The 13,492-nt window shown below is 73.4% G+C and carries 11 protein-coding genes and 1 tRNA gene; 3 read left to right on the top strand and 9 right to left on the bottom strand.

From position 1 onward, the window contains the following. On the top strand, positions 1 to 431 hold a 431-nt coding region (locus DE149_RS11140), incomplete at its 5' end, for an integrase core domain-containing protein (RefSeq protein ID WP_233490746.1). 271 nt (positions 432 to 702) lie between these two features. Here DE149_RS11140 and DE149_RS11135 read toward each other — a convergent pair. The 8 genes from DE149_RS11135 to DE149_RS11100 form a co-directional block, all read right to left on the bottom strand. Further along, a tRNA-Pro gene (locus DE149_RS11135) sits at positions 703 to 779 on the bottom strand. A gap of 378 nt (positions 780 to 1,157) precedes the next feature. Further along, positions 1,158 to 1,637: a hypothetical protein gene (locus DE149_RS11130; RefSeq protein ID WP_020628098.1), complete on the bottom strand. Its 480-nt coding sequence runs from the start codon at positions 1,635 to 1,637 to the stop codon at positions 1,158 to 1,160. Between the two features lie 104 nt (positions 1,638 to 1,741). Next, positions 1,742 to 3,280 carry a ribosome biogenesis GTPase Der gene (gene der, locus DE149_RS11125; protein ID WP_063189215.1) on the bottom strand — a complete coding sequence of 513 codons (1,539 nt, stop codon included), beginning with the start codon at positions 3,278 to 3,280 and terminating at the stop codon, positions 1,742 to 1,744. Next, a complete protein-coding gene (gene cmk, locus DE149_RS11120) occupies positions 3,277 to 4,008 on the bottom strand; it encodes a (d)CMP kinase (protein WP_113914478.1) in 732 nt (243 codons plus the stop codon). The genes der and cmk overlap by 4 nt, the downstream gene beginning before the upstream one ends. Before the next feature lies 1 nt (position 4,009). Then, positions 4,010 to 5,170: a prephenate dehydrogenase gene (locus tag DE149_RS11115; protein WP_113914477.1), complete on the bottom strand. Its 1,161-nt coding sequence runs from the start codon at positions 5,168 to 5,170 to the stop codon at positions 4,010 to 4,012. Continuing rightward, positions 5,167 to 6,123 carry a pseudouridine synthase gene (locus DE149_RS11110; protein WP_113914476.1) on the bottom strand — a complete coding sequence of 319 codons (957 nt, stop codon included), beginning with the start codon at positions 6,121 to 6,123 and terminating at the stop codon, positions 5,167 to 5,169. The genes DE149_RS11115 and DE149_RS11110 overlap by 4 nt, the downstream gene beginning before the upstream one ends. Before the next feature lie 222 nt (positions 6,124 to 6,345). Continuing rightward, positions 6,346 to 7,206: a ParA family protein gene (locus DE149_RS11105; RefSeq protein ID WP_036315755.1), complete on the bottom strand. Its 861-nt coding sequence runs from the start codon at positions 7,204 to 7,206 to the stop codon at positions 6,346 to 6,348. Between the two features lie 241 nt (positions 7,207 to 7,447). Then, entirely contained in the window at positions 7,448 to 8,863 is a 1,416-nt protein-coding gene (locus DE149_RS11100; RefSeq protein WP_073117433.1) for a cation:dicarboxylate symporter family transporter, read from the bottom strand. Between the two features lie 187 nt (positions 8,864 to 9,050). Here DE149_RS11100 and DE149_RS11095 point away from each other — a divergent pair, with 187 nt between their 5' ends. Beyond that, positions 9,051 to 10,673 carry an ATP-binding protein gene (locus DE149_RS11095; protein WP_073117432.1) on the top strand — a complete coding sequence of 541 codons (1,623 nt, stop codon included), beginning with the start codon at positions 9,051 to 9,053 and terminating at the stop codon, positions 10,671 to 10,673. Further along, positions 10,670 to 11,386 (top strand): response regulator, encoded by a 717-nt coding sequence (locus tag DE149_RS11090; RefSeq protein ID WP_073117431.1) that lies wholly within the window; start codon positions 10,670 to 10,672, stop codon positions 11,384 to 11,386. Before DE149_RS11095 ends, DE149_RS11090 begins: the two co-directional genes overlap by 4 nt. 7 nt (positions 11,387 to 11,393) lie before the next feature. On the opposite strand, the gene DE149_RS11085 is transcribed toward DE149_RS11090, so the two are convergent. Next, complete coding sequence (locus DE149_RS11085; RefSeq protein ID WP_113914475.1) at positions 11,394 to 13,349, bottom strand: AMP-binding protein; 1,956 nt, start codon at positions 13,347 to 13,349, stop codon at positions 11,394 to 11,396. Positions 13,350 to 13,492 lie beyond the last annotated feature (143 nt).

The raw sequence follows: 13,492 nt of genomic DNA, 5'->3' as shown, positions 1-13,492 counted from the left end.
CCGGGCAGTTCCCGTGGCCATCACTGGGCAGTCCTCATGGCCGTCAGCGGGTCATTCCCTGGCCACCTATGGGCAGCTTTTCATGGCCGCTTACACACAGCGACGCGGGGTCTCAATTCACCTCCATTCGCTACGGCGAACGCCTCGCCGAGATCGGAGCGACACCGTCGATCGGGACCGTCGGGGACAGCTATGACAACGCCCTGGCCGAGACCGTGAACGGCTATTACAAGGCCGAGCACGTCCGCGGACCCGCACGGCCAGGTCCCTGGCGGACGGTCGAGGACCTCGAGCTCGCGACCCTCGGGTGGGTGTCCTGGCACAACACGCAACGCCTCCACGGCTACCTCGGCGACGTCCCACCCGCCGAGTTCGAGGACACGTTCTATGCTGTCGAAGCCGGCCGCGAACAGCTGGTCGGAATCAAATAGCGCGAGTCTCCATCAGACCCAGGGGGCTTCAGGGCCAACGCTCTGGTCACCGACGAGATCGATTTTGGATCGAGCCGCTCGGCCACTGAGGAAGTTCTGAATTCCCGGGGATATAAGTCGAGCCGAACGCCGAACCGTAGGGTCTGTCTCGATCAGTTTGTGCTAAGGAATATGTCAGGCACGGAAAGAGGCCCAGGCGCTCCCCTCGAGGGAGTACCTGGGCCTCATTCCATTTTCCCTCGTCAGATGCGGACTCTGACCCGTGGGAACGTGGTCGGGCTAGCGGGATTTGAACCCACGACCTCTTGACCCCCAGTCAAGCGCGCTACCAAGCTGCGCCATAGCCCGTGGCGAATCGCGGTCATCCGCGCTTCGGCACCCGATGAGCATACCCCACCGGCACCGCCGGGCGCGAATCGGAAGCGGGCCTGCCAGGTCGTCGTTGTCAGGGGCAAACCGCGCGACACCCCCGAAACGTGAACAAGGGGCCCACGTCCTCTTCACAGACGTGAACCCCTCATCCCTTGACCGAGGGCCACCCGACCGAGAGTCCCCCAGCGACCGCGGCCCCGGCGTACCGGTGGGCCTGGCGGTCTGCACGAACCCTCTCATGACTGAGGGTGCAGTCGCGCACGTGAGAAGTGTAACACGCTGAGCCGCTCCGATCCGCCGTTCCGGGCGCGTCGCAGGGGCGTGTCGGGGGCCTCACGGAGCCCCGTCGCAGGCTCAGAACGTGAAGGTTCGGTCCCCCACGCGGAATTCGACGTCCTCCAGGTCCGGGATGGCGTCGCGCGCCCGGTCCGCCGCCTCCCGCATCGTGTCCTCGAGAACCTGGGGATCGGCCTCGAGCAGGGACTGGCCGTACTCGATGACCACCTTCCCGTCCTCCCGAAGGGCCTCGACGTCGACGATGTCCGAACCGGAGGGCAGCGATCGCGTCAGGTCCTCGACGACCTCGGCGGCGCGCTGGTCCGCCTCCTCGAGGGCGCCCTCGGCCTCCTGGCGCAGCTGCCCCAGGTCCACGCGGTCCGAGGCGTCCGCCTCCAGCTCGCTGATCCGGTCCTCGGCCTGGGCGAGCCGGTCCTCCGCGCTTTGCAGCGCGGCCCGGGTCGCGCCGTCGTCGACCGCGCAGCCGGATGCGGCCAGCGCGAGCGCGGCCAGGGTGGCCAGGGACAGGGCGGCGGGGCGACGTCGGATGAGGCTCATGCCCTCAGGCTACGAGGCGAAGGTGGACGAACGGTGGGAGCCGGCCGGGACGACGACGTCCCCCGACGCGGGTGGTCGAGGGACGTCGTCGGGGCGGGGCCGGATCAGCGGCGGCGACCGCGCTTCTCGCGCACGCGCATCCCGATCTCGAGGGGCGTGCCCTCGAACCCGAAGGTCTCGCGCAGGCGGCGCACGATGAACCGGCGGTACCCGGGGTCCAGGAACCCGGTGGTGAACAGCACGAACTTGGGCGGCCGGCTCGAGACCTGGGTCGCGAACAGGATGCGGGGCTGCTTGCCGCCGCGCAGCGGGTGCGGGTGGGCCGCCACGAGCTCGCCGAGGAACGCGTTGAGCTTGCCCGTGGGGATACGGGTGTCCCATGAGTCCAGGGCGAGGTCCAGCGCGGGGACGAGACGGTCCTTGTGCCAGCCGGTCTTCGCGGAGATGTTCACGCGCGGTGCCCACGCGACGTGCGCCAGGTCCCGCTCGATCTCCTTGGCCAGCTGGAGCCGCCGATCCTCATCCACCTGGTCCCACTTGTTGAACGCGATCACGAGGGCACGCCCGGAGTCCAGCACCATCTGGAGGATGCGCACGTCCTGCTCCGAGATCACCTGCGGCGCCTCGAGCAGCACCACGGCCACCTCGGCGCGGTCCAAGGCGGAGGCCGTGCGCAGCGAGGCGTAGTAGTCGGCGCCGTGGGCCATGTGCTGCCGTCGACGGATGCCGGCGGTGTCCACGAAGCGCCACAGCCGTCCGCCGAGCTCCACGAGCTCGTCCACGGGGTCGCGCGTGGTGCCGGCCAGGTCGTCCACCACCACGCGGTCCGAGCCGGCCAGCTTGTTCAGCAGCGAGGACTTGCCCACGTTCGGCCGGCCCACGAGGGCGATCCGGCGCGGGCCGCCGCGCGGCACGAGCCCGCCGTGGGCGGATTCCTCCGGCAGCGCCTCGAGCGCGGCGTCCAACAGGTCCGCGACGCCGCGGCCGTGCACCGCGGACACCGGGTACGGGTAGCCGAAGCCGAGCGACCACAGGGTGGCGGCGTCGGCCTCCTGGACCATGTCGTCCACCTTGTTGGCGGCCACGATCACCGGGCGGTCCTTGCGGCGCAGCATCGAGACCACGGCCTCGTCCGTGGCCGTCATGCCGACGGTGGCGTCCACCACGAACACGACGGCGTCCGCCACGTCCACGGCCAGCTCGGCCTGCTCGGCCACGCGACGGTGGATGCCCTTGGCGTCGTGCTCCCAGCCGCCGGTGTCCACCACGGTGAACTCGCGGCCGTTCCACTCGGCGTCGTAGGAGACGCGGTCGCGCGTCACGCCGGGCACGTCCTCCACGACGGCCTCACGACGGCCGATGATGCGGTTGACGAGCGTGGACTTGCCGACGTTCGGCCGGCCCACGACGGCCAGCACGGGCGGCACGGGCGCGTCAACGTCCTCGTCCGGCCCGAGCTGCCACGCGTCGAGGAGGGCGGCGTCGTCCTCCTCGAGCTCGTAGTCGGCTAGGCCTGCGCGCAACGACGCGGCACGCGCCTCGGCTTCCTCCTCGGTCATGGCGGCGAGCCGCTCGGCCACCTGATCGTCGCCGGCGGGGACGAACTCGTCCTCACCGGAGCGGTGCTGGGGGTTCTCGGTCATCGTCGGCCTCCCTTCACGGCCGGGATGCCGGCCTGGTCCTCGACGGCGGCCAGGACGGCCGCCACGGTCTGCTCGAAGTCGAGCTCGGTGGAGTCCACGAGCGCCACCCCGTCGGCGGGGCGGTCGAACGTGGACACGGTGGCGTCGCGGGCGTCGCGCCCGGCCACCTGGCGGTGCAGCGTGCCGGCGTCGACGCCGGTCTCCCCCGCCGCGGCCAACTGGCCCGAGCGGCGGGCGGTGCGCACGGCCTCGGACGCCGTGAGCAGCACGCGCGCGTGGGCGTCCGGGGCCACCACCGTGGTGATGTCGCGGCCCTCGGCGACCATCCGTCCCGCGGCGGCGATCGCCGCCCGCTGGCGACGGTGCAGCTCCTCGCGCACCGGGATGACCACGGCGACGGTGGAGACCGTGTCCGTGACCTCGGGGCCGCGGATCGCCTCGGTGACGTCCGTGCCGCCGACCCGCACGGCCTCGACGTCCGGGTCGGTGGACTGGTCCAGGTCCATGGCGACGGCGGCCGCCGCCACGGCCTCCGCATCGGCCAGGTCGACGCCCTCGTGCAGGCAGTGCCACGCCACGGCGCGGTACATGGCGCCGGTGTCCAGGTATGCGGCGCCGAGATGCCGGGCCACGGCCTTGGACACGGACGACTTGCCCGAGCCCGAGGGCCCGTCCACCGCCACCACGAGCGGCGCGGGTGCGACGTCGTCGCGGGTGTGCTCGGTCATCTCAGACCACCTTCCATCCGGCGGCGGTCAGCGCCGCCACGAGTTCATCCCTGCGGCCGGGCAGCACGGAGATCTCCACCATGCCGACCCGGTGGCCCGAGGCGTGCTCGAGCCGCAGGTCCTCCACGTTCACGTCCGTGCGGCCGACCTCGTCGAGGAGGGCCGCGATCTGCCCGGGGGCGTCGTCCACGATCACCGTGACCACCGCGAACGCCTGCGGCGGCGCCCCGTGCTTGCCGGGCACCCGGGCCCGACCGGCGTTGCCCTCGGCGATCAGCTGCGCCATGTCCAGCCGCGCCCCGGGGGCGGAGGGGTCCTCCAGGGTGCGGATCAGCCGGTCCAGGTCCGCCCGCAGCCCGTGCAGCGCCGGCACGATCCGCCCGGCGTTGCCGGAGAGGATCTGCACCCACAGCTGCGGGTCCGACGCCGCGATCCGGGTAGTGTCCCGCAACCCGTTGCCGGCCAGGGCGAGCGCCTGGTCCGGGGTGTCCTGCAGGCGGGAGGCCACGAGCGAGGCGGCGATCTGCGGCAGGTGCGAGATCAGCGCGACCGACTCGTCGTGGGCGCGGGCGGCCATCCGGTACGGGGTGGCCTGCAGCGTCAGCGCGAGGGCCCGACCGGCCGCGAGGGCGGCCGGCTGGGTCGTGTCCGTCGGGCACAGCACCCACGGCGCCTGCGTGAACAGGGTGCCGCGGGCCGCCACGGGACCGGACCGCTCGGAGCCGGCCATCGGGTGCGTCCCGAGGTACCGGTCGGCGTCCTGCGGGGCCAGGCGGCCGTCGTCGACGGCGGCGCGCACGCCCGCCGCGACCGCCTCCTTCACCGAGGCGATGTCCACCACCACGGCCGCGGGCCACCGGCGCAGCGAGTCGACCACGACGTCGGCGGTCACGTCCGGCGGCGCGGCCACGACGACGAGGCCCGGGACGGCGTCGAGGTCGTCGCCCTCGGCGTCCAGGCGGGCGGGGCGTCCGGCGCGGATGTCCGCGGCCACGGCCAGGGCGGCGGGCGAGGGGTCGTGCAGGCGCACGTCCACACCGGCCGCGCTCAGCCCGATGCCGATCGAGGTGCCCAGCAGACCGGTCCCCCGGACGAGGACGGGCTGCGGGATCCCGGCCGGGCCGTCACCGAGCGCGGCGGCAGACTCGGCGGGCGCGCTCACAGGCCGACCAGGGCCTTGAGGTGACCCAGCTCCTGCGCGTTGAGCGCGCGGACGGTGCCCTGCTTCTGGTCGCCCAGCAGGATGGGGCCCACCTTGACGCGGACGAGCCGCTCGACCGGGTGGCCGATCTCCTGGAACATGCGACGCACGATGCGGTTCTTGCCCGAGTGCAGCACGACCTCGACGAGCACGTGGCCCGGCGTCGAGTCGACGAGCTTGAACGAGTCGACCTGCGCCACGCCGTCCTCCAGCTCCACGCCCTCGCGCAGCCGGTTCGAGACGCCCTTGGCCAGCGGGCCGCGGGTCTGCACCACGTAGGTCTTGGGGACCTCGTAGCTGGGGTGGGTGAGGCGGTTGGCCAGCTCACCGTCGTTGGTGAGGATCAGCAGGCCCTCGGTCTCGTTGTCCAGACGGCCCACGTGGAACAGGTGCTCCTGCCCGGGCTTGAGATAGGTGGCGATCGAGGGCCGGCCCTCCGGGTCCACCATCGTGGAGATCACGCCGCGGGGCTTGTTGAAGACGAAGTACTGCTTGGTCACGTCCGTCTGCACGGAGATGCCGTCCACCCGGATCACGGCCCGGGCCGGGTCCACTCGCACGCCGGGCTCGGTGACGACGACGCCGTCCACCTCCACGCGGCCCTCGGCGATGAGGTCCTCGCTCACGCGCCGGGACGCCACGCCCGCCGCGGCCAGCACCTTCTGCAGGCGCTCGCCCGACTCGTCGTGGATGCGGTCGAGGTGGGCGGCCTTGGCCCGGGCGGCGCCGGCGCCGCGGCCGCGGCGACCGCGCGTGCGCGGCACGGCGTCCTCGTCGAAGGGGGCCTCCTCACGGGGGCCGGCGGGGCCGCGGCGGGCACCGATCTGTCGCTGGAAGTCGCGCTCCTGGAACGGGCCGCCCCGTCGACCGACGGCGGGGGTGCGTCCGGAGCCTCGCGGCTTGCGGGAGTTCATGGGGAGGGCGTCCTTTCGGGTGCGCGTCAACGGCGCCGGTCGGGCCGGCGGCGGACGGGTCAGGGGGTGAGGGACGGCCCGGAGACGGACACGCCCGGTTCCATTCTCGCAGATCGGCGGCGTCGCGTCTCCCGGCCACCCCTCCCCCGGCCGCGAGCGCGCAGCGAACCGGCCCGGTCCCGAGACGGGACCGGGCCGGCGTCGTCGGCGCTCAGCGGACGGTCACGGCGCGCCCCCGCGGCAGATCAGCTCGCGGGCGAGCTGCCGGTAGGCCTTGGCGCCGTCGTGGTTCTCGGCGAACAGGGTGATGGGCGTGGCCGCCACCGTGGCGTCGGCGAACTTGATGGACCGCTTGATGACGGTCTCGAACACGCGGTCCCCGAAGCCGGCCACCAGCGAGCCCACGACCTCCTTGGAGTGCAGGGTCCGCTGGTCGAACATCGTGGCCAGCACGCCGTCGATCTCCAGGTCCGGGTTCAGCCGGTCCTGCACCTTCTCGATCGTCTCGACGAGCAGGGCGACCGCGCGCAGCGCGAAGAACTCGGCGGTCAGCGGAATGATCACGCCGTGCGAGGCGGTCAGCGCGTTGACGGTCAGCAGGCCCAGCGAGGGCTGGCAGTCGATGAGGACCACGTCGTAGTCGTCGCGGACCTGGCGCAGCGCGCGCTCGAGGACCTGCTCGCGGGCCACCTCGTTGACGAGCTGCACCTCGGCCGCGGACAGGTCGATGTTGGCCGGCAGCAGGTCCATGTTCTCGAAGTCCGTGGACAGGATCGCGTCCTTCGCGGTCACCGACCGCTCCATGAGCACGTTGTACACCGTGGTGTCGAGCTCGTGCGGGTTCGCGCCCAGGCCGGCCGAGAGGGCGCCCTGCGGGTCGAAGTCCACCATGAGCACCCTGCGGCCGTAGCCCGCGAGCGCGGCGCCCAGGTTGATGGTGGAGGTCGTCTTCCCGACGCCGCCCTTCTGGTTCACCATCGAGATGATCCGCGCCGGGCCGTGCGAGGTCAGGGGCGCGGGCTCGGGGAAGTCGTGCTTGGGCCGGCCGGTGGGCCCGAGCACGGGCTCGCCGTGGATGGTCATCACGGGGATCGGTTCTCTCGAGGTCACGGCGGCGCCGGCTCCTTCCACGGTGGTCTGCACGCCCGGCCGCGGGCCGCGGCGCGCCGCGGCCGCCGTCGTCGGCGTGTCCGGATCTTCCCCCACCCTAGTGCCTGGCGTTCCCGGGACGACGGCGACGCCGGGGACGGGCCGGTGTCCAGGCTCATCCCCGGCGTCGCCGGTGGTCGACGGTGCGGCGTGCCGCGCGGGCCCGCCGCCTCCGTCAGCGGGTGGGGTTCCGGTCGCCGTCGGCGGCCATGGTGAAGTTCAGGCTGGAGTCGGGGTGGCCCTCGTAGGCCTGCTCGGCGATCGTCGGGGACTGCTGCGGGTCGTGCGCGGCGCCGTCGTGGCCGGCCACGGTGGCCTCGTCGAACTTCAACTCGCCACTGAGGACGCGCCGGGCACGCTCGCCGTCGAGCTCGCCCACCCAGCGGCCGATGAGGAGCGTGGCCACGGCGTTGCCGGTGAAGTTGGTCAGGGCGCGGGCCTCGGACATGAACTTGTCGATGCCCACGATCACGCCCATGCCGCCGAGCAGCTCGGGTCGGTGCGCCTGCAGGCCGGCGGCGAGCGTGGCCATGCCCGCGCCGGTGACGCCGGCCGCGCCCTTCGAGGCGATGATCATGAATACCAGCAGGCCGATCTGCTCGCCGAGGTTCATCTCCGCGCCCATCGCGTTGGAGACGAAGAGCGCGGCCATGGTCAGGTAGATGGCGGTGCCGTCCAGGTTGAAGGAGTAGCCGGTGGGCACGGTCACGCCCACGACGGACTTGTCCACGCCGGCGTGCTCCATCTTGGCGATCAGGCGGGGCAGGGCGGTCTCGGAGGAGCTGGTGGCGAAGATGAGCAGGTACTCCCGGCCCAGGTACTTCATGAGGGACAGGATGCTCAGGCCGGTCACGACCTTCAGGACGGTGCCGAGCACCACCACGATGAAGGCGATGCAGGTCAGGTAGAAGGCGCCCATGAGCAGCGCCATGGCGCCGATCGCGGACCAGCCCGTGGAGCCGACGACGGCGGCGATCGCACCGAACGCGCCGATCGGGGCGACCCACATCACCATCATGAGGATGCGGAACACGACGCCCTGGATCAGGGTGAGACCCCGCAGCAGCGGGGCGCCGGCCGGGCCCATCTGCTGCAGGGCGAAGCCCACGAGCAGGGCGATGAACAGGGTGGGCAGCACCGGCAGGGAGCCGGGGATGATGTCCAGCAGGAACTGGACGGTGCCGTCCGCCGCGGCCTGGGGCTTGTTCGGGTCGTAGGGCGTCAGCTTGAGGCCCTCGCCGGGGTGGATGAGGTTGCCGACGACGAGGCCGACGGCCAGCGCGAACGTGGACATCGTCATGAAGTAGGCCAGGGCGATGCCGCCCACGCGGCCGACGGTCGCGGCCTTGGCGATCGAGCCGACGCCGAGGACGATCGTGCAGAAGATGACCGGGCCGATCATCATCTTGATGAGGGAGACGAAGCCGTCGCCCAGCGGCTTGAGGGACTTGCCGAACTCGGGGAAGAGCAGGCCGACGGCGGCGCCCAGCACCACCGAGGCGATCACGGCGATGTACAGCCAGTGGGTGCGGTCCTTCTTCGTCGCCGGGGCCGGCGGGGCCGAGGTCTCGGCCGGTGGGGTGTGCGCCATCGGGCGTTCCGTTCTGTGCGGTGGTGGGGCGCCGCCGAGCGGTCCGCAGCGGCGCGGGAGGGATGTGACCACTCTCGCGGCCCCGGGTGGTGTCGGTCACGATTGCGGTCATAGTGGTCACGGCGGCCGACGGACTGCAGGATCGTGGGGGTGGACCGGCGCGTCGCCGGCCCGAGGGAGGAGAGGCATGCGCCACCCGTGGTCGATCGCCCGGCGGATCGCCGTGGTCCACGTGGCGCTCGTGGCGGCCATCGCCCTGTTCAGCGTGTGGAGCGCCTACCTCCAGGCCCGCGAGGTGGCCCAGCGCGTCGAGGAGCGCCATGTGCAGGGCGTCACCACCCTCGTGGCGCGCGACCCCGCGCTCGTCTCGGCCCTGCGGGCCGGCGACGCCCCCGCCCTGCAGGCCGGGATCGACGGCTGGATCGCCGAGGCGCAGGTCTCGTGGTTGACCGTGATGGACCCGGACGGGATGCGGTTGGCGAGCTGGCGCCCCGAGCAGGTCGGCGTCCGCTACCCGAGGCCGGTGGACGCCGTCGTCGCCGGGGACACCGTCGTGGAGCTCTCGAGCACCGGTGCGGCGGGCCGTTCGGTGCGCGCGCTCGCGCCGGTCGTGGACCCGGAGGACGGCACCGTCCTGGGCGTGGTCACGACGGGCGTGCAGATCTCCGATGTCGCCATCATGGCCCAGGCCCAGATCCCCGGCATCCTGCTCGGCTCGGCCGCCGTGGCCGCCGTCGGCCTGCTCGTCGCCTGGCTCGTGGGCCGGTATCTGAACCGGGTGACGCTCGGACGCGGCCCCGAGCAGATCGCCGAGCAGTTCCTGCTGGCGGAGACGGCCATGGACTCGCTCGAGGCCGGCGTCGTGGTCCTCGCCCCGGACGGGCGGGTCCGCCTGCACAACGACGCCGCCGCGCGCCTGCTCGGCTGGGAGGGCGCGGGCGAGCCTCGACTGCCCACCGAGCTCTCGGCGGCCCTGCCGGGCGCGGTCGGCGGTGAGGCGAGCCTCGCCGTCGGCGGTCGGGTCCTCGTGGTGCAGGAGCGTGTCGTGCGGGCGCCCGGCCGCTCCGACCCCGGCGGGTCGGTCCCGCCGACGGCCCTCGCCGCGGCCGCCCGCGAGGGCGTGACCACCGCCCCGGCGGGATCGCGCGTGCTCGTCCTGCACGACCGCACCGACCTGCAGCGGCTCGGCGACGAGCTCACCGTGGCCCACACCCTGACCACGGCGCTGCGCGCCCAGACGCACGAGCACGCCAACCAGCTGCACACCGCCCTCGCCCTCGTCGAGTCGGGCCGGCTGGAGGCGGCCCGGGCCGTGCTGTCCCGCCGCGCCGCGGACGAGGAGGCCTCCGACGACGTCCTCGCCGCCCTGCTCGACGCGAAGGCCGCCCAGGCGCGTGAGCGGGGGGTGGCGCTGACCTGGTCCGCCGAGCTGACCGCGCCCGCCCCGCTGCGCCCGCTCGACCTGCTGACCGTGCTGGGCAACCTGGTGGACAACGCCCTCGACGCCGCCGCCGCACCGGACCTGTCCGCGGCAGACCGGTGGGTCGACGTCGAAGTGGTCTCGGACGCCGCGGGCCTGGTGGTGCAGGTGGCCGACGGCGGCCCCGGACCCTCCGACGCGGACCGCCGCCGGCTCTTCGACCGGGGCTGGTCGACGAAGCCCGTCGGCGCCGCCGGACGCGGCATGGGGCTGTGGCTGACGCGGCGGATCGCGGAGGAGGCCGGCGGGGTCGTGGACGTCGCGACCGACTCGGGCACCGTGTTCACCGTCGAGGTGCCCCGCGAGCCCACACCCCAGGAGGAGACATGACCGCCCGCCCGTACCGGGTGCTCGTCGTCGAGGACGAGCAGCTGACGGCCGAGACCTACGTGGCGCACCTGGACCGGCTGCCGGGCTTCGAGGTGGCCGCGGTGGCCGGTTCCCTGCTGGCCGCGCGGCAGGTCGCCGCGGCGGGCCTGCACGCCAACGGGCGCTTCCCGTTCGACGTCGTCCTGCTGGACATGAACCTGCCGGACGGGCACGGCCTGGACTTCCTGCGCCAACTGCGCGCGGCCGGCTTCCACGGCGGGGTGCTGGCGCTCACCGCGGCCACCGACCTGCCGGTGGTGCGCCGGGCCGTCGCGTACGGGGTGACGCAGTACCTCGTGAAGCCGTTCGGGTTCGACGAGTTCGCGGACCGACTGGGCGGGTTCCGCGCCGCCTCGGCGATGCTGGCCGGCGACGGCGCCCTCGACGGCCAGGAGCAGGTGGACGCCGTCTTCCGCGTCTCCCGCGAGCGGCGCGCCGAGGCCCTGCCCAAGGGGCTGACCGAGGGCACCCTGCGCGAGGTGGTGGAGCTGCTGGGGGCGGACCCGGAGACCGCCCTGAGCGCGGCCGAGGTGGGCGAGCGCCTGGGCATCTCCCGCGTGACGGCCCGGCGCTACCTCGAGCACCTCGAGCGGATCCGCCGGGTGCGGCGCTCGGCCCGGCACGGCGGCCGCGGCCGGCCCGAGCAGGAGTACCGCTGGGCCGGCCGCACGTGAGCGGGGCTCAGCGGGCCGGGCGCAGCACCCCGGCCAGGGCCTCGAGCACGGCGGGGTCCTCGATGGTCGAGGGAACCGCGTACTCCTCGCCGTCGGCCATCTGCCGCATGGTCTTGCGCAGGATCTTGCCCGAGCGGGTCTTGGGCAGCGCGTCCACCACGACGACGTCGCGGAAGTCCGCCACCGGGCCCACCTCGCGGCGCACCGCCTGACGCAGCGCGTCCAGGAGCGCGGCCTCGGCCTCGGAGCCGGGCTCGGGCGTCTCGACGCCGGACTTGAGGACCACGTAGCCCGAGGGCCGCTGGCCCCTGAGCGGGTCCGCGACGCCGATCACGGCGCACTCGGCCACCGCCGGGTGGGAGGCCAGAGCGGCCTCGAGGACGCCCGTGGACAGCCGGTGCCCGGAGACGTTGATGACGTCGTCGGTGCGCCCGAGCACGAACACGTAGCCGTCCTCGTCCACGAGGCCGGAGTCGCCGGTCGCGTAGTGGCCGGGGAACGCGCTGAGGTAGGAGTCGATGTAGCGCTGGTCGTCGCCCCACAGGGTCGGCAGGGTGCCCGGGGGCAGCGGCAGCCGCAGGGCGATGTTGCCCTCGGTCCCGGCGGGCACGGGCTCGCCCATGGCGTCGAGGACCACGAGGTCCACGCCTGGCGAGGGCACAGACGACGAGCCGATCTTCACCGGCAGCTGTTCCATCCCCACGGGGTTCGCCGCGATGGCCCAGCCGGTCTCGGTCTGCCACCAGTGGTCGATCACCGGCATGCCCAGCAGGCCCTCGATCCACCGCTGCGTCTCCGGGTCCAGGCGCTCGCCGGCGGCGAAGAAGTGCCGCAGGGAGGACAGGTCGTGGGCCTGGAGCAGCTCGCCCTCGGGGTCGGCGCGGCGGATCGCGCGCAGCGCCGTGGGGGCCGTGAAGAAGGACCGGACCCCGTGGTCCTCGATGAGCCGCCAGAACGCGCCGGCGTCGGGCGTGCCCACGGGCTTGCCCTCGTACATCACCGTGGTGGCCCCGGCCAGCAGCGGTCCGTAGACGATGTAGGAGTGGCCCACGACCCAGCCCACGTCCGAGGCGGTGCACATCGCCTGCCCCGGGCCGACGTCGTAGATGTGCTCCATGGTCCAGCGCAGGGCGACGGCGTGGCCTCCGTTGTCCCGGACGACGCCCTTGGGCTTGCCGGTGGTGCCCGAGGTGTACAGCACGTACAGCGGGTCGGTGGCCCGCACCGGGACGCAGTCGGCCGGCTCGGCGGCCGCGACGGCCTCGCCCCAGTCCTCCCAGCTCGCGCCCCCGCGCCCGTCGGCGTCCGCGAGCGCGGTCTCGAAGCCCTCGCGGTGGTGGACCAGCACCGTGCGCACGGGGTGCGCGGCGGTCTCGAGCGCCTCGGCCACGGCGGGCAGGTATTCGACCCGGCGCTTGGGCTCGATGCCGCCGGAGCAGGTGAGCACGACGTCGGGGGCGGCGTCGTCGATGCGGGAGGCGAGCTCGCGCGGGGCGAAGCCGCCGAAGACCACGGAGTGCACCGCGCCGAGCCGCGCGCACGCCAGCATCGCGATGTGGGCCTGCGGGATCATCGGCAGGTACACGAGGACGCGGTCGCCCTTGCCGACGCCGCGCGCGGCCAGGGCGCCGGCCAGGCGGGCCACCGCGTCCGTGAGCTCGGCGTACGTGTAGCGGGTGACCTCACCGGTCATCGCGGAGTCGTGGATCAGCGCGACGGCGTCCCCGCGGCCCGCCTCGACGTGCCGGTCCAGGCAGTTGAAGGCGGTGTTCAGCTCGCCGTCCGGGAACCAGCGGTACAGGGGCGCGGCGGAGTCGTCGAGGGCGCGCGTGGGCGCGACGGTCCAGTCGATGGCGCGCGCCGCGTCGAGCCAGAACCCCTCGGGGTCGCGGAGGGCGCGGGCGTGGGCGTCGGCGTACGCGCCGGAGGGGCGGTCTTCGGTGGGGGCATGGTGGGTCGCCATGCGCCCAGGGTAGTGCCGTGGATCACAGGGGGCAAGGGATCTGTATACATTTCTTGCCCCGTCAGTGAGGCGTGGCGGCACGCGCGAGTCCCGCGCCGGGGACGCACCACCCAGCCCCCGCACGCCGGACGACGCTTTCCGTG

It is taken from the genome of Micrococcus sp. KT16 (assembly GCF_003315015.1).
GTDB lineage: Bacteria > Actinomycetota > Actinomycetes > Actinomycetales > Micrococcaceae > Micrococcus > Micrococcus luteus.
This window is presented reverse-complemented; position numbering and strand designations above follow the sequence as displayed.